Raw genomic sequence first — 19,402 nt, forward strand, 5'->3', positions numbered from 1 at the left:
GCAAAGGGCGCGACTGATTATTGGAGGAGTCCGAATATGCCGACCATGAAGAAACTCGCACTGGCATCAACCGCCACGCTCAGCCTGGCTTTGACGGGGTGTATGGGCGGCTCAATTCCCGACTCTTCAGCACCGATTACCCAGCAAGAAGCATCGCAAGGCGCAAAGTTTCACCCACAATTGCTCGAAGAATTTGGCGGTACCTATCAGGGACCTCAAGCAGCCTATGTCGAATCGATCGGCAAGAACGTCGCAGTGCAATCTGGGCTAGGCAATGCGCGCAACTCCTTCACGGTTTCGCTGCTGAACAGCTCGGTCAACAACGCATTCGCGGTACCCGGCGGCTATATTTATTCGACTCGCCAATTGGTCGCTTTGATGAACAATGAAGCGGAACTGGCCGGCGTATTGGGGCATGAAGTCGGCCACGTTGCGGCGCGCCATTCGCAGCGTCGCCAATCGGCTGCACAGCAGAATCAGATTTTGGGCGTGCTTGGGGCTGTGCTGAGCGGCGCGGTGCTGGGCGATAGCCAAGTGGGTAACACGCTTTCTCGTGGTTTCCTGCAGGGTTCGCAGCTATTGACGCTGCGTTTCTCCCGCAAACAAGAATTGCAGGCGGATGACCTTGGCATCGAATATCTGACCAAGGCCGGGTATGATCCGCGTGCGATGAGCACAGTGCTCGCGAGCCTGGCAGCGCAGAACTCTCTCGATGCACGGCTGGCTGGCCGAAATAACGCCACGGTCCCTGAATGGGCCTCGACTCACCCTGATCCGGCAAGCCGTGTTCGCACGGCGGCGGCCAAAGCAGGTCAAGTAACGGGCACGACCAATCGCGACACTTTCCTGACCCGCATCGATGGCATGCTGTATGGCGATGATCCGAAACAAGGTGTCATCGAAGGAAGCCAGTTCATCCACCCGGAATTCCGCTTGGCATTCACCGCACCATCCGGATTCTACATGGTCAACGGATCGCGTGCCGTGTCGATCAATGGTCAAAGCGGCAAAGCGCAGATGAGCACTGGGCCATATAATGGTAATCTCGACACCTATGTCCGTGGTGTATTTACAGCACTTGGTGGAGAACAACAGAAACTCGCGCCCTCAAGTGTCCAACGGACACGAATCAACGGTTTACAGGCCGCCACCGGAAGCGCTCGCGTCAAAAGCGGGAATGGCGAAGTGGATGTGGTGGTTTACGCTTATGAATTCTCGAACAATCGTGCGTTTCACTTCGCCACGATTAGCCAGGCTGGCCGGTCCGGCACTTTCACGCCGATGTTCAATTCGATGCGCCGGATAAGCCAAAGCGAAGCGAATGCGATTGTCCCCCGCCGTATCGATGTGGTGACAGTACGCCGGGGCGATACGATCCAGTCATTGTCGAACCGGATGGCCTATACGAATGGCAAGGTTGAGCGGTTCCGCGTTCTCAATGCGCTTGGCGCGAATGATCAGTTGCGTGCGGGCCAAAAGGTCAAACTGGTGGTGAAAGCGCGCTAGGTCAATCGGCCTCGTCGAAGATCTGAGCCTGGTCCGGCAATCAATCTAGCCGGACACTAAATACAAAAAAGGCGGCAAGTTTGACCTTGCCGCCTTTCTTTTCAAAGAAAATTCTTTGACCTTAGTTCGCCATTTTGGTCGAAACTTCGGTGAAGGTGTTGCTCAGCTGTGTGCCAAGACCCTGCATTGCAGAGATTGCAGCAACAGCGATCAGAGCTGCGATAAGGCCATACTCAATTGCAGTCGCGCCTTGCTCGTCAGCGAGCAGATTTTTGAAAAATTTCATTTGTAGTCTCCTGGTTCAGTCTTCGGTACCCAAAGCCCGGTCTAAAAGGATCGGGCATTCTTGTATTAACCGTGACAGGTTTATAAATTGCTAAGCCTCGCGGCAGTGCTATTCAGTCCCCAACACAGTTCCAACCTCGCTCGAAACTCGACCCCAAAGCCCATTATTTTCATTGGCTACGGAATCGAATGCCCCAATTGAGGCGATTACGATCAAGGATACGATCAGACCGTATTCAACGGCGGTCGCACCAGAGTCGTCTTTTGCGATCCGCTTTAGGATAGGCATCAGTTTCATCTTGGCTTCCATCATTGCTAGTCCGATGAATGGCTTTTCGGTTTGAAAGTTTAACAATTAGTTGAGACGGGGCTTAGAAGTGGAAAATAATCCGACATGGATGCCCGTTGTAGCGGCCGCGATTGGTCCGAAAGACGGGCGCTGGCTGATGCATAAACGGCCAGCAGAAAAGCAGCATGGCGGGTTGTGGGAGTTTCCCGGCGGGAAGGTGGAAACGCACGAAACCCCTGAAATTGCGTTGATTCGTGAGATCGAAGAAGAGCTTGGTTTAATAATTTCTGCGGCAGCATTGAGCCCCGCTGGTTTCGCGCAATCGATTGCAAGCGATGGTCAGAAGCAGATTGTCATCCTGCTTTACAAATTAGAGCGATGGGAAGGGGAGCCGAGCGCTTTGGAAGGCGGTGAGATCGGCTGGTTCACCCCTGAAGTGATTGGCAAACTGGAAAAACCGCCTCTCGATGTCGACTTGGCTAGGCAGCTGTTTGCCGAAACTGGCGAATAAACTCGCCAATAGGGGATTGCCAAGCCAGCGCAGCCCCCTTATGTGCCGCCCTCCAAGCGCGCCCGTAGCTCAGCTGGATAGAGTACCTGACTACGAATCAGGGGGCCGGAGGTTCGAATCCTTCCGGGCGCGCCAACAAAAAGAGCATCCCGTTCGGGGTGCTCTTTTTGTTTGTGGGCCCATGCAGGTTCGAACTCTCGAATTCGGAGCAGCAACGCTGCGGAGAAGACCAGAGCGAAGGTGCGGCTAATCCTTCTCGCTGATCTTTCGTCTAGCCCTAAGACCGCATGCGTGTGATCGCCAGGCACGCCTGACATCACACTAAGCATTCGTCGAACATGGGGCGCAACTCACCGAAACTCTGCATTATTTCGGAACGCCTCAGGGGGTAAATCGTTGCTAAATCAGACACTAATCTGAAAGGAGATGCTTACCCATGGCTCAGGCCGAAGCAATTTTTACCAAACTCAAAAAAGACCATGACACACATCGCGACCTATTGGATCGTATCGCAGACACCAGTGGCGACAGCGACGAACGGCGCAAGTTGTTTGAGATATTTACTAAGGACGTGAAGAGCCACGCGGCGGCGGAAGAGCAGACGGTTTATGCGACAATGCTGCGCAAACCGGAAACCACCGATGAGACGCGTCATTCCGTGGCAGAACACCATGAACTTGATAAAACGCTGGATGATCTCGCCGCAACGGACATGTCGTCCAGCGCGTGGCTGCAGAAGTTCAAGCAAATGAAGCATGATTATCTTCATCACATTGAAGAGGAAGAAGATGATCACTTCCCGGAATTTGAAGATCATCTGACCGCAGACGATGAAAAGCAAATGGGCGAAGTTTTCGAGCGCCGGAAATCGGCAGAGCAAGCCGACGCCGAGATTACACCAAAGAAGATGGTACACGCGAAGGAATAAGGCGCTCCATCGGAACCAACTGGCAATAAACGCATTTGCATTGAAGACGCGCCTGTCCGAAAGGGCGGAGCGCGTTTTCCTTTGCGCGATACTTTGTTGAAAGCGAATACTCGATGAGCAGCCAGATCACTCCCGAAGAAGAAGAAGCGCGGGGCAAAGTCCCGGTGCCTGATCATGTGCAGGACGCTGTTCGCACGCTGCTCGAATGGTCAGGTGATGACCCTGACCGTGAGGGACTGCTTGATACGCCGAAGCGAGTCGCGCGCGCGTGGAAAGAATACTGTGAAGGCTACGCTGAAGATCCGGCGGTCCATCTTAGCCGCGTGTTTGAAGAAGTTGGCGGCTATGAGGAATTGGTCCTGCTCAAGGATATACCGTTCCACTCGCATTGCGAACATCACATGGCTCCTATCATCGGCAAGGCGGCGATTGCCTATCTGCCCACCAACCGCGTTGTCGGGATATCGAAGCTTGCGCGTGTGCTCCACGGATATGCGCGTCGCTTGCAGGTGCAGGAGCGCCTCACTGCCGAAGTCGCAGATTGCATTTGGGAGAATTTGGAACCGCGCGGCGTCGCTGTCGTGATCGAGGCGAGTCATTCCTGCATGACAGCGCGCGGTGTACGCACGCCGGGCGTCGGTATGGTCACGAGCCGGATGATGGGAACATTCTTGGAAGATCAGCGCAGCCGCAAAGAAGTGCTGAGCCTGATGGGCTACTAAGCAATCATTGCGCGGGTTGGCGCTTGTCGAGCGTCCACAGCGCGATTTTGTACGACACGACCCACACTATCACGCCCGCAGCTAGATCAACCGCATAGTGGCCGCCCATTGGCACAGTTGATAGTATAACGGCGGCGCTCCAGATAACTGCGGGCCACCGTGCTTTTGTGTTCCACAGAGCCTGCGTTGCGAGCAAGCCCAATACAGTATGGAACGAGGGAAAGACGACCACACCGTTGAGGTCGGCGAGACCGACTACAGTTTCCGATCCGTGATAGAACCAGTCGAATGTCTCGCCGGCATATACGGCAGCTCCTGCCGGGATCCCATTGCCCTGCAGATGAATCAGATCGTAGAAAAATGCGGTACCCTTGGCAGGGAAGAATACCGATATGATCGCGACCACCTGCATGGCGATGACTGCGGTGAGCACCAGTTCCCATGCGCGCACGCTCTGTTTGAAAGCCAACATGCTTACGACCGCAACAACGACCGCCAGCGCTGACCAATTGTATGCGAAATGGAGCACAAAGGATAACCACGGCGTTTCGGCGCTAAGTCGTACGACATCGGCCATGTTCAAGCCGATTGCCGCGTCTGCCGCGGCCAATGTCCCGTCAGCCACAGGCATGTTTACACGAATGCCTGTATTGGCGATCAACCCGCACAGCATCAGTGCGATAGTCGCTACGCCGATAATATTCGCAGAATCAGCAAACCGCGGATCGATCTTGCGTACGTAGCACCAACCCGAAAGCACAAACATTGCGGCTGCGAGGAGGACAAAGCGACCAAACTCGAAAGTTTTCAGAACCAAGCCTGTTTGTAACAGGATTGCGGTTAGTACGCTGATCGACAGCCCGAATAGTGCGCTTAGAACAAGCACTTTACGAGTAAGGACAGCACGAAATACGTCACCCGTACTGGGAAAATTACCAAAAATGGGGGGTGATGCGCGCGTGCTCATACAAAGCGGCTATCGCAAGATGGTTACTAACACCTAAACGGTGCGGGCTTGGATATTTGCGTGGCCAACCCTTCGACGCCACGGTTATGAGTGCGACCGGGCATCATACCCGGTCGCCTCAATATAATTCTATAGCTGGCCCAGCATGTGCTCGGCTGAGCTAACCGAGAAGTCACCCGGTGCTTCAACATTGAGTTGCTCGACCACGCCGTCATTGACGATCATCGAGAAGCGCTGGCCGCGTTGACCAAGGCCAAAGCCCGATCCGTCCATGCTCAAACCTACAGCCTGTGCAAATTCGCCGTTACCATCTGCCAGCATCGTTACATCAGATGCATCGTTCGCACCCTGCCAAGCGCCGAGCACAAACGCATCGTTCACTGCCGTGCAGGCAATCTCGTCAACGCCTTTGGCTTTGAGCTCTTCAGCCTTCTCGACATATCCGGGCAAGTGACGAGCCGAGCAGGTCGGCGTGTAGGCACCGGGTACTGAGAACAATGCCACTTTCTTGCCAGCGAAATAGTCGCTCGACTGAACCGCCTCTGGGCCTTCAGCGGTCGCCTTGGCCAGTTTTACGTCTGGGAGCTTGTCGCCTACGGATATTGTCATTCCGGAATTTCCTTCGTTTGAGAGATCAGCTTTCTAAATAGTGTTATGCGGCATTTCCGCAACCATTGCGGTCTGCATATATGGTGAATCTCGCTTCACTTTGGCTGTTTAAAAAACCGTAAAGAACTGGACGCAGCTTTATTCCCGGCGGGCAAGGGGGCCTGCGGAGGGAGATTAGATATGCGATATATTTATGGGTCGGCGGCCGTGTTTGCTGCCGCGATAGCGCTCACCACCACTCAACCTGTGGCCGCACAAGAACAATCGTTAAAGCTGGAGCAGGAGGAGCAGGAGGTGCAGGAGGTGCAGGTGCAACTGCCACCAACGCCGCCAGCCGAGAAGTTGAAGAAGCTGAAAATTATGTTGATGGTCAGTTCGTTGCGCTGCCGACGCGGGCCCGATGATTTTCAACTTGCCTATCAGCGTTTTGCAGCTCGGCACCTGCCAACATTACGCAATGCGCATATGACAATGAAAGCTGGGCTAGTGGCGCAGCACGGCGAAACGCATGGGCAAAGGGCGCTTGATCGGGCGATCGTCAGCATGGCCAATGAGTATGGCCAGGGACACCCGTGGCTTGATTGCAAAGAGCTGGGGCAGGCGACGGCTGAATTGGCTGATTTTGGTGGCGATGCCGAGTTACACGCCGCAGTTGACCACTTGCTGGGAACAGGGCCAGCGGCGGCTATTCCGAGCGATCTACAACGGGTACAATCCCGGACGGTCATCGCCCGAACCATCGCGATGCAAACCGTCCAAGTGCCTGCTCCCGAGGGCGGCACATTAGTCGCAGTGCGGCGCTAGGCCAAATCGGCAGGTCCTGATGACACGCAACAGAACTGCACTAGGTCGACGAGCAGTTCTGTTGCGCAATAAATGTGCGGCAAACCGCCCTGATGAGACGTTTTCAAACTTAGTGCCAGAGCAACGCGCTCAGATGATATAAAGATATCTTTATATTTGCATCTCATGCGCCCCGACGCTATGTGGATCGCAGAATTGAAGCGCTCCTGATCGGGGCGCAATTTGTTTGAATTCAGGAGAATTTGCGTGGCTGTCGAAGCACAAGACTACATCATTCAGGATATTTCACTCGCCGAATATGGCCGTGCGGAAATCAACATCGCGGAAACCGAAATGCCGGGCCTGATGGCGCTGCGCGAAGAATTCGGTGACAGCAAGCCGCTCAAGGGTGCGCGCATCACCGGCTCGCTCCACATGACCATCCAGACTGCTGTGCTGATGGAAACGCTGACAGCACTGGGCGCAGACATCCGTTGGGCAACTTGCAACATCTTCTCGACACAGGACCACGCTGCCGCTGCAATGGCTGAAGCGGGCATTCCAATCTACGCGATCAAGGGCGAGAGCCTCGCGGATTATTGGGATTACGTGGGAAAGATCTTCTCATGGGGCACTGATGCTGACCCTGACCAGACTGCTAATATCATCCTCGATGATGGCGGTGATGCGACTGCATTCGCTCTTTGGGGCGCACGGATCGAAGCCGGCGAAGAAATGCCTGCTCCCACCAACCCAGAAGAAATTGAAATGCAGCGTTCGGTAAAGGCGTTTGTGAAGGCAAACCCCGGCTATCTGACCAAAACCGTCAAGAACCTGAAGGGTGTTTCGGAAGAAACCACCACTGGTGTTCACCGCCTCTATCATCTCGCAAAGAACGGCAAGCTGCCTTTCCCTGCGATCAACGTGAACGATTCGGTCACCAAGTCGAAGTTCGACAACCTCTACGGTTGTAAGGAATCGCTGGTTGACGCGATCCGCCGCGCAACTGACGTGATGCTGGCTGGTAAAGTCGCTTGTGTCGCCGGTTTCGGTGACGTGGGTAAAGGCTCTGCCGACAGCCTCCGCAATGGCGGTGCGCGCGTTATGGTTACCGAAATCGACCCGATCTGCGCGCTTCAAGCCGCGATGGAAGGCTATGAAGTTGTGACGATGGAAGAAGCAACCAAGCGTTGCGATATCTTCGTCACCACCACCGGTAACGAAGACGTGATCACGGCTGAGCACATGAAAGCGATGAAGCCGATGAGCATCGTCTGCAACATCGGTCACTTCGATAGCGAAATTCAAATCGGCGCGCTCGACAATTACGATTGGGCCGAAGTGAAGCCAGGCACTGACCTCGTGACGTTCCCCGATGGCAAGCAGATCATGATCCTTGCCAAAGGCCGTCTAGTAAACCTCGGCTGTGCGACCGGTCACCCAAGCTTCGTGATGAGCTGTTCGTTCACCAACCAAGTACTTGCGCAGATCGAACTCTACACCAAAGGCGATGAGTACAACAATGAAGTCTACGTGCTGCCCAAGCATTTGGATGAGAAGGTTGCTGCGCTTCACCTCGAGAAGCTGGGCGTTACGCTGACCAAGATGAGCCAAGAGCAAGCCGACTACATCGGTGTGCCGGTTGAAGGTCCGTTCAAACCGGAACACTATCGCTACTAAGATTTACGCCGCCAGATAGCGGCTTCAGATCGAAACAAACGCCATTCTCGCATTGCGGGGGTGGCGTTTGTCGTTTTTGCGCAAACTTCTGGCGATTTAGCGCGAAAGCACGTTGCAACATGCCCGCGCGGCGCATAGCTGAAATGCAATGCAAATTTCGCCCACTGCCTTGATTGTCATCGGACTGCTGCTTGCGGCATGGATGGTGGCGGCTGCGTGGATGATGATTTCCGCTGGCGGAAAAGCGCGCGGAGCGGAAGGCAGTAAGAAAGCTGCCCGCCGGATGGCGCGGATGATCGACGAGGCACCCGCGATTCCGCTGATCGTGCGCACGGATGGCAGGATCGAAGGATCGGACCGATTGGCCGGATGGCTGGGGCTCGACACTCTGCCCGAATATTTGAGTGAGCTCGACGGTGGGCAAGCCGGTGATCATGGTAAAGGCCTGTCGGCAGATCAACTGAAAGAACTGACAGAGAATGTGCGGCGGTCGCAGAAAACAGCAGCTCCGTTTAGAATGGCGCTAACGCCTCCGGGTTCTCAGCGCAGTCTGGCGGTTCGAGGTGTTTTGGCTGACCCGCAAGTATCACCGGGCGGAGCCGCGCTTGTCTGGATATTTGACTTTAGCGAGAGCGAAAGCGAGCTTTCGCGCCTGCGTGAAGAAGCTGCCCGGGCCAAGGGTGATTTTGGCGCGCTCGTCGGGATTATCGAAGCGGCGCCGATGCCGATGTGGTTTCGTGGCCCTGATGCAAAGCTGCAATTGGTCAACAAAGCCTATGTCGACGCGATTGGCGCGGTCGATGCGGACAAGGCCGTGGTTGAGCAGCAGGAGCTTATCGAGTCGGTCGACGGTTTGACCGCAGCACAGGTGGCGGGTCAGGCCTACGAGAAGAAGATGCCTATCGAGCGGATCGTCACCGCGACAATCCAAGGGCAACGCCGTGCCTTGCGCGTCAGTGACCTGCCGCTCGGTAAAGAGGGGGTCGCTGGATACGCCGTCGATATCGAGGAGATGGAAGAGCAAGGCCGCCAATTCCGTGCGTTCCGTGATGCCCAGCGATCTATGCTTGATCAGTTATCGATTGGCGTCGGCCAGTTCGACGCGGATCGCAAGCTGACCTTCGCCAACCAACCGTTTCGCCGTGTGTTTGCGCTCAATTCAGGCGTTGTGTCGCAAGGTGTCGGTTTCGAGCGGTTGTTACAGAATGCCCGTGAGAACGGCCGCACTCCCGAGGTTCGTGATTTCCCGGAATGGCGCGCTGAACACACTGAATGGTTCAATGCCGGCGAGACACAGGAAGAAGCATGGCCGCTTTCAGACGGCACCCACTTGCGGATCGTCGCGCAGCCAATGCCCGATGGCGGGCTGGTGATCGTAGCGGAAGATCGGACCGAACAACTGGCTCTGTCCGCAACGCGCGATACTTTGCTGCGCACACGCACCGCGACGTTCGACAGTTTGTTTGAAGCGTTGGCCGTTTTTGCGCCCGATGGACATCTGCAGCTTTGGAACCGCAGTTTCGCTGGTACTTGGGGCTTGGAGCCAGAACTTCTCGATGCACATCCATCGGCAGAGGAGCTTCTTGAAGCGATCGCGCCCAATCTCGCCAAATCGAAACAAGCCAAGGGCATTGGCGAAGTTATTCGTGCCGCGACTCTCGATCGGAAAGAGCAGGGCGGGCGGATTGCGCTGGCAGATGGCCGGACATTGGAATTCGCAGGTATTCCGCTGCCCGATGGCAATGGCTTGCTTACAGTGCTGGATGTGACCGCAAACGAACAAGCTGAGTCCGCGCTGCGCGAACGTAACAAGGCTCTTGAAGCGGCCGACGAGGTTAAGACCCAGTTCCTGTCGAACATGTCCTATGAATTCCGCACGCCGCTTACATCGATTGGTGGCTTTGCCGAATTGCTTCAGGCTGGCGTGGCGGGTGATCTGTCCGATCAAGGCAAGGAATATGTCGACGCGATTATCGATTCGGTCGGACGCCTGACCGATCAGGTTGAGAATGTGCTCGATCTTTCGCAAAGCGAAGCCGGTCTGTTGCCGCTCAACAAGAAACGGCTCGATTTGATGCCGTTCGTTACCGACGTGGTCCGCAGCCGCGAGCAGGCGATCAGCGACGGTGAGATCACGCTCGATCTGCGCGGGAATAAAGCGAGCGGCAAGATTGAGGCCGATGAACGGCAATTGGGCCGAGCCATCGGTCAGTTGCTCGACAACGCAATCGCGGCGACGCCGAGCGGCGGCAAGATACTCGTGGATCTGTCCAAACAGAAAGGCGTCGCTCAAATCGTTATCTCCGACAATGGCGCTGGGATGAGCAAAGACGAGCTCAAACGCGCGATGGCCGGGCAGAATGATACCAAAAAGCAGGGCCTAGGCATTCCGCTGGCGCGTCAACTTGTTGAGTCGCATGGGGGCACGCTGGAAATCCATTCGCGGCGGGGCGAGGGTACCGCCGCGGTGATCCTGATCCCGTGACCATAGCGCTACCTGATTTGGCCGCGATGGACGCTTTCGGTGCCAAGATCGCTGGACTTTTGAGGGCGGACGACGTGGTAGCTTTGACCGGCACGCTCGGCACAGGAAAGACCACTTTGGCTCGCGCAATCATTGCCGCCCTGGGTCACGAAGGCGAAGTTCCATCGCCGACATTTACGATCATCGAAACTTACGATCCTCCTGCGGTGTCGCTGCCATTGGTTCATGCTGATTTCTATCGGCTTGATGATCCGGCGGAGGTCGAGGAGATTGGCCTCGATGATTACCGCGAAGGTGCTGCCTTGCTAGCAGAATGGCCCAGCCATGCAGGCGGCTTTGCGCATGAGCCGGGGTGCCTTTCGATCACGTTGGAAACTGCGGATGAAGGCCGGATTGCGATTGTCGAAACTGGAGCAGATTGGGTAGACCGCTGGTCATGAGTGAACTTCCTGCCGGTATTGATTCTTTCCTGAAATCCGCCGGTTGGGGTGGAGCGGATATTGACCCGATCCCGGGTGATGCATCATTTCGCCGGTATTTCCGGATCAAGGACAGCTCCGGTGACGGGGGCCGTAAGGCAATGCTGATGTTCGCTCCTCCGCCAGAGGAAGATCCAAAACCATTCCTGCGTGTTGCGCGCTGGCTCTCGGGCAACCAGCAACGCGCTCCCGAAATCTACGCTGACGATGCTCCGCAGGGCTGGGTTCTTATTGAAGATTTCGGCAATGACCGAATGCGCGACTGGCTCGATGATAATCCTGCTGGTGAAATGAAAGCATATCAAGCTGCTATCGACGCATTGGTCGATCTCCATCAGCAGCCCGCTGGCCCGTTCAATCCTTATGATTTGGCGGTCTATCAGCGCGAGACGGCGCTCCTGACCGAATGGTATTGCCCTGCGATGGGCTTGGAGGTGGACCAAGCCGGGTATATTGCTGCTTGGGAGGAAGCGCTCTCTCCGATGTTTGATCGGCAGAAGCCGGGTGTAACCGTACTTCGTGACTATCATGCAGAGAATATCATGCTGCTGGATCCCGCAACGGATGGTTCGGGTGCGCAGGGCCTGATCGATTTTCAGGACGCTCTTGTCGGGCATCCGGCCTATGATCTCGTTTCGCTTCTGCAAGATGCTCGCCGCGATGTTTCGCCGGCATTGGAGCGTGCGATGCTCGATCACTACATCGCCAGGGCGCAGCCGGATGCCGAGTTCGAGGCTGACTATGCTCGCTTGGGCGCTCAGCGGAATGCCAAGATTGTCGGTATTTTCACGCGACTGAACAAGCGCGATGGCAAACCGCACTACCTGGACCTTATCCCGCGCGTTTGGGAGGCGATGGAACGCGATCTAGCGCATCCGGCACTAGCTCCCGTTGCAGCTTGGTTTGGTGTCAATATTCCGCAAGAATTGCGCGATGCCAAGGGAGGGCGGCCCCAATGAGCAAACCCGTGCCGAGCAAACTCGCATCCGACACTGCGATGATCATGGCGGCAGGTATGGGCAAGCGGATGCGCCCACTTACTGCGTCGCAACCCAAACCCTTGGTTCGCGTTGCGGGAAAACCGCTGATTGATCATGCGCTGGACCGGTTGGAAGCAGGCGGTGTCACGCGCGCAGTGGTCAATGTGCATTATCTCGCGGATGCTCTCGAGGCACATGTCGGTGAGCGGGGTAACCCCAAAGTTGTGATTTCGGACGAGCGTGATGCTCTGCTCGAAACCGGTGGCGGTATGGTGAAAGCGCAAAGCGAACTTCCCGATCCGTTTTTCTGCTTGAATGCTGACAATATCTGGCTCGACGGTCCACGTGATGCTTTCCACGATTTGTCGAAGCGTTGGGATCCGGATACGATGGACGCACTTCTGTTGCTTGTTCCGCACGCGCGCGCGGCAAACTTCCGCGGCAAAGGCGATTTCCATATGGATGCGAATGGGCGCGTATCGCGGCGGCGGTCAGGCAGGATCGCACCCTTTATTTATACCGGCATCCAACTCGTTTCGCATCGGCTGCTGCGCGAGGCGCCCGAGGGTAAATTCTCGACCAACATCCTGTGGAACCGCGCGATTGAGGAGGGCAGGTTGTTCGGGACCAGCTTCACCGGGCACTGGTTCGAAGTCGGCACGCCAGAGGCGATAAAACCGACCGAAGAAGCGCTCCGGCGTGGGTGAGCGGGTAGGGCCTAAAGTATATTCCATCGCCGCACATCGCGGCTTTGCCGATGCGCTGGTTGCAGGATTGGTCCCGCGCTATTCCGATGGTGATTTCGGCCTGGCTAGGCTGACACTGTTGTTGCCGAGCACACGCGCTGTGCGAACTGTGACCGAGGCCTTCATTCGGCACTATGGCGCAGAAGGCGAGCAAGGAATGTTGATGCCGCGCACGGCGGTGGTCGGCGATCTTGATCTGGACGAGGCGCTCGGATCATTGCTCGATCCGCTGGGTGCCACTGACATTCCCGTCGCGATCGATCCAACGCATCGCTGGCTACGGTTGGCACAGCTGCTTTCTGAAGAAATGGGCGAAGATGCGCCCGGTTCAGCCACCAAGTTGCGGCTTGCCAAGGACATCGCAGTCACCATGGATCGGTTGCTGGTCGAAGACGTCGGTCCCGAAAAGCTGCTGACTGAAAAGATCATCAATCTTGACGAAGATTTGTCCAAGCACTGGCAGGATAGCTTGCGGCTGTTTGCAAGGGTGCAGGCGCGCTGGCTAGTTGAGCTTGAAGAACTACAGGCGCTCGATGCCGCATCGCGGCGCAACCGGCTGTTTGACTATGCAGCAAGAAGTTGGAGCGAAAATCCGCCGGAGACACCTATTGTTGCCGTCGGTGTGACGAGCGCTTCCCCGGCGTTGGCGCGTCTATTGAAGACTGTGTCGCAGCTGCCCCAAGGGGGTGTGATCTTACCGGATTTTGATCTTTCCATGGACGAACCTGTTTGGGAGGAGCTTGGCACCGCGGGCGATACTGAAACTGCTGACGATACTCCCTTCCAGCGCGGGGATGCGGTTACGCACCCGCAATATCATCTGAAGTTGTTGCTCAACCGGATGGGGATTGCGCGCGGGGAGGTTCAACCTTGGCACCGCAAAGGAATGACGGCGGCATCGCCCGATCGCACGCACGCCATTTCCAGCTTGTTCCTGCCGCCCGAAGCTAGCAAAGGCTGGGTCGATCTGCCCGCAGACAAGCGCCGCCTCTCGGGCGTGCGGATTATGGAAACCGCCAATCCCGAAGAAGAAGCACAGGCGATTGCTTTGCTTGTCCGGGAAGCGATTGACGAGCCGGAAAAACGCGTGGCCGTCGTGACGCCAGATCGCGGATTGGTACGCCGAGTCGTGCAGCATTTGCGCCGCTGGCATATTGAGGCGGACGATTCTGCTGGGCGCCCACTATCGCAAACGCCCGCTGGCCGTTTGTTCTTGTTACTCGCCGAAGTGATGGCCGAGCGGGCCGCGCCGGTCCCGCTGATGGCTCTGCTCGAACACCCGCTGGTGCACTTCGATCAGGATCGCGGGACATGGCTGACGCAGGCACGTGCATTCGAGTTGAAACTGCGTGGACCACGCCCGGCGGCAGACTTGGGAGAACTAACGGCTAAGGCCGAAAATGCGCAGGTGTCCGACTGGTGGAGCGAGGTTGAAGCAATCCTCTCTCCGATGATGGAAGTACGCGAAGGCCAGCGCTTGGCCGCCGCATTGAGCGCACTTGCAAAGGCTGGCGAACAACTCTGTGGCGATGCCTTATGGTCGCGTGAAGATGGCCGTGCTTTGGCCAGCTTTGTCGAAGAGTTGCGACTCCACGCAACCGACGTTCCAACGCATATAGATAGCGCCGATCTGCATACGGTTCTGCGCGACGCGATGGAGGCAGTGGCAGTCCGCCCTTCTTATGGCGGGCACCCGCGCGTTGCGATCTATGGTTTGCTCGAATCGCGAATGAGCCGCGCGAATCTGGTGATCTGTGCCGGGCTGAATGAGGGCAGTTGGCCCGCATCGCCTACCACCGATCCATTGCTCGCACCGCCGGTATTGCGGGCACTGGGAGTGCCAGGTGCGGATTTCCGTATTGGCTTGGCCGCGCATGATCTTGCTGGAGCATTAGGCGCGCCAGAGGTGGTGCTTAGCAGAGCACAGCGCGATATTTCGGGTCCAACCATTCCCTCGCGGTTCCTTTTAAGGGTTCAGGCACTGCTCGGTGCAGATTTGATCGGCAAGCATAGCGAAACAGATGCTGTTGCTCTCGCCCAAGCGCTTGATCATGCGGAACCCGCGCCGCTGTATCCGATACCGGAACCGATGCCTTCTGCGGAGCAGCGCAAGCAGCGGATCAGCGTAACAGCACTCGATAGGCTGCGATCCGATCCGTATCAGTTCTACGCCAGTTCGATCTTGCGGCTTGGCGAACTCGATGGGTTGGATGCTGAACCGTCTGCTGCATGGCGCGGGATTGCAGCGCATGAAATTCTTGAAGAGTGGCACAAGTCTCAGCGACCTATGACCGAAGTGGCTGGCGAAGTGCTTCAGCAAATGAATGCGCATCCGCTGATGCGAGCATTGTGGCAACCACGTTTGATGAAGGCGCTCGAATGGGTTGAGGACGCAATTGCGTCGATGGATGGCCGAAAGCCTGCACTGTTCGAAGAATGGGGCGATATGGACATCCGCGGCGTCTCCATCTTCGGCAAGGCTGACAGGATTGATGTGCTGGAGGGCGGAGAGCTAGTCATTGTCGATTACAAGACGGGCGGTCCACCAACCGGGAAGCAGGTCGAGAAAGGCTTTGCTTTGCAGCTCGGTACTATCGGCCTGATGGCAGAGGCAGGGGCCTTCAAAAACCTGACCGGAAGCGCGACCAAGTTCGAATATTGGTCGCTCGCCAAAAGCGACAAAAGCGATACCGGTTTTGGCTTTGTAGCGACGCCTATTCTGGAAGGCAGCAAACGCAGCGGCATTCCGCCAGAGGACTTTCTGCCCAAGGCCAAAGAGTATCTTGATGATGCTCTGGACCGTTGGATATTGGGTAATGAGCCGTTCACTGCTCGCCTCAATCCGGATGCGAATGTCTATTCGACTTTCGACCAATTGATGCGGCTCGATGAGTGGATGGGGCGCGAGGCATGAGTGGGAAGGTTTTTCAGCTTAAAGACAACCAGGCCCTGGCGGTCGATCCGGAAGAAAGTGTCTGGCTGTCGGCTTCGGCCGGTACGGGCAAGACGCAGGTCCTTTCGGCACGCGTATTGCGTTTGCTGCTGCGCCGCGATGTCGATCCTTCGCAGATATTGTGCCTGACCTTTACCAAGGCTGGCGCGGCGGAAATGGCGACGCGCGTCAGTGAAGTGCTCGCCAATTGGGTGCGGATGAAGCCTGAGGTGCTCGCGGCTGATTTGCGCGCGATTGGCGCTCCCGTTGACGCTGACACGCAAAGCCGCGCGCGCAGCTTGTTTGCTAGCGTGCTGGACTGTCCGGGTGGCGGTTTGCGGATCGATACTATCCATGCTTTCGCCCAGTGGTTACTGGCTGCATTTCCTGAAGAGGCAGGACTGTCTCCGGGATCGCGAGCCATGGAAGATCGCGACCGCGATGTGCTGGCGCACAAGGTGCTCGCGGACATGCTGGTCGATTGGCAAACTTCCAATGAGACGGAACTGCTCGACGCTTTGGCGATGCTCAGTATCCGAATGGGCGCAGATGGCGCGCGCAGTTGGCTGATGCGTTGTGCTGAGGCACGCGAAGTATGGTTTGGCGAGTCCGGTTGGCAGGATGATCTGGCTGGGCGGGTGCGGCAGTTGATTGGCCTGGACCAAGATGCTGGGCCGGATGATGTCGCGGCTCTGTGTGCAGACGGTGAATTTGCGATATCGGCGTTGCAACAATGCACGGCGGTGAACGCAGAATGGGGCACCAAGACCGGACTGAAATCAGCCGATGCAATTGCCGCTTGGTTGGCGGCCAAACCAGCACAGCGCGTCGAACTGTCAGAGGAGATGGCGGCGGCATTGTTCACACAAAAGGGAGATCCGCGCTCCGTCAAATCGCTCGAGAAGATTGATCCACTTTATGCCGACGCGGCAGCGGAGGTGATGGCATCACTTTCAGCAGTGCGTGAATTGCAAATGCTACTGACCTTGGCGGAGTGGCTCGCGCCGGCATTGCGTATCGGACGGCGCTTCGCATTGCGCTGGGATGAAGCCAAGAAGCGCGAAGGGCTGATAGACTTTGATGATCAAATTCGCCGGGCTGCAGCTTTACTATCCCGCGCAGATATTGCCGACTGGATACGCTACAAATTGGACCGGCAGTTCGATCATATTTTGATCGATGAGGCGCAGGACACCAATGAAGCGCAATGGTCGATCATTCGCGCCCTGGCAGAGGATTACTTTGTCGGCAAAGGGCAGCGTGACGGCAAGCTGCGCACGATCTTTGTGGTCGGGGATTACAAGCAGGCGATTTTCCGTTTCCAAGGGACTAGCCCCGAGAACTTTGAAATCTCGCGCAAGCATTTCGCCAAGATCATGGCGGATGCTGCGGGCAATGCGGAAGGATTGCGAGATCGCATCGACGCGCGCCCACTCAGAAGCCTCAACCTAGGTCGGTCCTACCGGACGGCGCAGCCGGTACTCGATTTTGTTGATCAGGCGATTGATCGCATCGGATTCGAGGAATTTGGCCTCGCCGAGCATCCCGGCGAGCATGTCGGCCAAAAGCGCACCGGTGAGGTCGTGCTCTGGAACCCTGTCAGCGCGCAGCCCGACGATGAAGATGACGCGGAAGGCAGTGATACATGGCTGTCTGAGCCCGAGCGGCGGATGGCGGATAAGATCGCTGGCCAAGTAACCGCATGGCTGGATGATGGTTATCCGCTGGTGAAGGGCGACAAACCGCGCAACGCTGGGCCGGGCGACATTATGATTCTGGTACGCAAGCGGAAGGAGCTGGCAGGCCTAATTGTCGCGCGGCTTCACGCTGCGGGAGTGCCCGTTGCCGGCGTTGATCGGCTGCGCTTGGGTGCACCGCTGGCGGTGAAGGACTTGATGGCGGCGTTGCGGTTTGCCGCGCAACCGCTGGACGATTTGAGTTTGGCGAACTTGCTCGTTTCGCCGCTGATCGGCTGGTCGCAGGACGATCTCCTCGAGCATGGATATCGCGACAAGGGAATCCATCTTTGGGATCACATCCGCAAATCCGTTGCGCCTTTGGCAGCGGAGACTGCCGACAGATTGCGTGATCTGTTGCGGTTGGCGGATTACGAACCTCCACAAGCTTTGCTTCATTGGATGTTGATTGGACCATGGAAGGGTCGGTCAAAGCTCGTGTCCCGCTTGGGGCGTGAGGCAAATGATCCGATTGATGAGCTGCTTAATGCGGCACTCGCGTTTGCGTCGGCCCATACGCCGAGCCTACAGGGCTTTATCCAATGGTTCGATGCGGGCGAAAGCGAACTGAAGCGCGAGGCAGGGGCTAGCGAAGGGCTGGTCCGCGTCATGACGGTGCACGGATCGAAAGGCCTACAGGCACCCATCGTCATTTTGGCCGATGCAACCGGCAATCCGGACAGTTCGCCAGTGCGCAGCGTTGCGTTGCCGGAGAATGTGATCGGACAAGATGCCGCACGTTCAGTTCCTATTCCGTCATTGCGCAAAGACGAAAAGGTCGGGCCGGTTCTGGAAGCCGAGGAGACAATTGCGCGGGAAGAACGGCAGGAGCATTGGCGCTTACTATACGTGGCTATGACCCGCGCTGAAGAGGCGTTGTTTATCGGCGGTGCGCTCGGTAAGCGCGAAGAGGTTCCGGCGGATGATAGCTGGTATGCACAGCTTGCACCTCTGTTTCCCGATGACATGCAGGATGATGCCAATTTTGGTGCAAGGCGCGTCGTCGGACAGCGTCCACCTTCTGTGGGGCTCACATCTACTGAAACGCCAGTGTTCCATGCGCCAGAAATCCCAAAGTGGGCGGCCACTCCAATCGGGCCCGAACCGCGCCCGCCGCGCCCTCTCGCCCCGTCATCGGCGGGCGAAGAACAAGCAGCCGACCCACCACTCTCGGGTGATAGCCTGCGCGTTGCCGCGCGCCGCGGTGTGTTGATCCATAGTCTGCTCGAACGTCTGCCGGATGTTCCCTCATCAGAACGGTTTGAGCGTGCACAAAACTGGCTTACCAAGCACGCGAGTGATCTGGACGAGACCGCACGTGAAGAGATTTTGACGGCTGCATTGAAAGTGCTCGAAGAACCCGGTTTCGAAGCAATCTTCGCGCCCGATACATTGGCGGAAGTGCCGCTTGCTGCGACTGTCGATGGTCAGGTTATTGCGGGTATTGCTGACCGTTTGTTGGTTACCGGCGACACAGTCACAGTTGTCGATTTCAAAACTGCACGGCGGCCACCGGATAGTTTGGCATCAGTCCCCACAGCTTCAATCCGGCAGATGTCTGCTTACGCAGCAGCGCTTGCAGCCATATATCCGGCCCGCACGATCAAGGCGGCGCTGCTTTACACGCAAACGCCGAAGCTGATCGAGATTCCAGCTGAGGTCCTCGCAGCCAACAAATCCACTTTGTCCACAAAGCAGGAAAGCTTTCCCGCCTAAGGCGTTGAGTGACCGGATATTGACCCTAAATAGAGGGCAACAACAGGA

Annotated in this window: 16 protein-coding genes and 1 tRNA gene; 13 read left to right on the forward strand and 4 right to left on the reverse strand. The window is 56.7% G+C overall.

Features of this window, described 5'->3' with window-relative positions; genetic code table 11:
- Window positions 1-36: 36 nt before the first annotated feature.
- A complete protein-coding gene (locus J9777_RS03745; protein ID WP_209347427.1) occupies window positions 37-1,506 on the forward strand; it encodes a M48 family metalloprotease in 1,470 nt (489 codons plus the stop codon).
- Between the two features lie 121 nt (window positions 1,507-1,627).
- Here J9777_RS03745 and J9777_RS03750 read toward each other — a convergent pair whose 3' ends face one another.
- Both J9777_RS03750 and J9777_RS03755 read right to left on the reverse strand, forming a co-directional pair.
- Complete coding sequence (locus tag J9777_RS03750) at window positions 1,628-1,792, reverse strand: Flp family type IVb pilin (protein ID WP_160613741.1); 165 nt, start codon at window positions 1,790-1,792, stop codon at window positions 1,628-1,630.
- A 108-nt stretch (window positions 1,793-1,900) separates the two neighbouring features.
- Window positions 1,901-2,104 (reverse strand): Flp family type IVb pilin, encoded by a 204-nt coding sequence (locus tag J9777_RS03755; RefSeq protein ID WP_348631930.1) that lies wholly within the window; start codon window positions 2,102-2,104, stop codon window positions 1,901-1,903.
- A 64-nt stretch (window positions 2,105-2,168) separates the two neighbouring features.
- Between J9777_RS03755 and J9777_RS03760 the strand changes: the two genes are divergently transcribed.
- The 4 genes from J9777_RS03760 (at window position 2,169) to folE (ending at window position 4,241) form a co-directional block, all read left to right on the forward strand.
- The gene (locus J9777_RS03760) at window positions 2,169-2,591 is read left to right on the forward strand and encodes a (deoxy)nucleoside triphosphate pyrophosphohydrolase (RefSeq protein WP_348631931.1); all 423 of its coding nucleotides are present in this window, start codon (window positions 2,169-2,171) and stop codon (window positions 2,589-2,591) included.
- A 58-nt stretch (window positions 2,592-2,649) separates the two neighbouring features.
- A tRNA-Arg gene (locus tag J9777_RS03765) sits at window positions 2,650-2,726 on the forward strand.
- A 301-nt stretch (window positions 2,727-3,027) separates the two neighbouring features.
- Window positions 3,028-3,519 carry a hemerythrin domain-containing protein gene (locus J9777_RS03770; RefSeq protein ID WP_209347429.1) on the forward strand — a complete coding sequence of 164 codons (492 nt, stop codon included), beginning with the start codon at window positions 3,028-3,030 and terminating at the stop codon, window positions 3,517-3,519.
- A gap of 113 nt (window positions 3,520-3,632) precedes the next feature.
- Window positions 3,633-4,241 carry a GTP cyclohydrolase I FolE gene (gene folE / locus J9777_RS03775; RefSeq protein ID WP_209347430.1) on the forward strand — a complete coding sequence of 203 codons (609 nt, stop codon included), beginning with the start codon at window positions 3,633-3,635 and terminating at the stop codon, window positions 4,239-4,241.
- A gap of 4 nt (window positions 4,242-4,245) precedes the next feature.
- Here the strand turns inward: folE and J9777_RS03780 are convergent, their stop codons facing one another.
- Both J9777_RS03780 and J9777_RS03785 read right to left on the reverse strand, forming a co-directional pair.
- Window positions 4,246-5,208: a phosphatase PAP2 family protein gene (locus J9777_RS03780; RefSeq protein ID WP_209347431.1), complete on the reverse strand. Its 963-nt coding sequence runs from the start codon at window positions 5,206-5,208 to the stop codon at window positions 4,246-4,248.
- 129 nt (window positions 5,209-5,337) lie between these two features.
- On the reverse strand, window positions 5,338-5,817 hold the full coding sequence (locus J9777_RS03785; protein WP_209347432.1) for a peroxiredoxin: 480 nt from the start codon (window positions 5,815-5,817) through the stop codon (window positions 5,338-5,340).
- A 180-nt stretch (window positions 5,818-5,997) separates the two neighbouring features.
- On the opposite strand from J9777_RS03785, the gene J9777_RS03790 reads away from it, so the two are divergent.
- From J9777_RS03790 to addA, 8 genes are all read left to right on the forward strand, one after another.
- Window positions 5,998-6,621 (forward strand): hypothetical protein, encoded by a 624-nt coding sequence (locus J9777_RS03790; RefSeq protein WP_209347433.1) that lies wholly within the window; start codon window positions 5,998-6,000, stop codon window positions 6,619-6,621.
- 246 nt (window positions 6,622-6,867) lie between these two features.
- Window positions 6,868-8,280, forward strand: a complete 1,413-nt coding sequence (ahcY, locus tag J9777_RS03795) for an adenosylhomocysteinase (protein WP_209347434.1) — start codon at window positions 6,868-6,870, stop codon at window positions 8,278-8,280.
- Window positions 8,281-8,428: 148 nt separating this feature from the next.
- On the forward strand, window positions 8,429-10,765 hold the full coding sequence (locus tag J9777_RS03800; protein ID WP_209347435.1) for a PAS domain-containing sensor histidine kinase: 2,337 nt from the start codon (window positions 8,429-8,431) through the stop codon (window positions 10,763-10,765).
- On the forward strand, window positions 10,762-11,205 hold the full coding sequence (gene tsaE, locus J9777_RS03805; RefSeq protein WP_209347436.1) for a tRNA (adenosine(37)-N6)-threonylcarbamoyltransferase complex ATPase subunit type 1 TsaE: 444 nt from the start codon (window positions 10,762-10,764) through the stop codon (window positions 11,203-11,205). The genes J9777_RS03800 and tsaE overlap by 4 nt, the downstream gene beginning before the upstream one ends.
- A complete protein-coding gene (locus J9777_RS03810; RefSeq protein WP_209347437.1) occupies window positions 11,202-12,203 on the forward strand; it encodes a phosphotransferase in 1,002 nt (333 codons plus the stop codon). Before tsaE ends, J9777_RS03810 begins: the two co-directional genes overlap by 4 nt.
- Window positions 12,200-12,931, forward strand: a complete 732-nt coding sequence (locus J9777_RS03815; protein ID WP_209347438.1) for a nucleotidyltransferase family protein — start codon at window positions 12,200-12,202, stop codon at window positions 12,929-12,931. The genes J9777_RS03810 and J9777_RS03815 overlap by 4 nt, the downstream gene beginning before the upstream one ends.
- A complete protein-coding gene (addB, locus tag J9777_RS03820) occupies window positions 12,924-15,884 on the forward strand; it encodes a double-strand break repair protein AddB (protein WP_209347439.1) in 2,961 nt (986 codons plus the stop codon). The genes J9777_RS03815 and addB overlap by 8 nt, the downstream gene beginning before the upstream one ends.
- Window positions 15,881-19,354, forward strand: coding sequence for a double-strand break repair helicase AddA (gene addA, locus J9777_RS03825; RefSeq protein ID WP_209347440.1), 3,474 nt, complete (start codon window positions 15,881-15,883; stop codon window positions 19,352-19,354). The genes addB and addA overlap by 4 nt, the downstream gene beginning before the upstream one ends.
- The last annotated feature ends 48 nt before the right edge of the window (window positions 19,355-19,402 follow it).

Origin of the sequence: Pontixanthobacter sp. CEM42 (genome assembly GCF_017812015.1) — a bacterium.
Lineage (GTDB): Bacteria > Pseudomonadota > Alphaproteobacteria > Sphingomonadales > Sphingomonadaceae > Pontixanthobacter.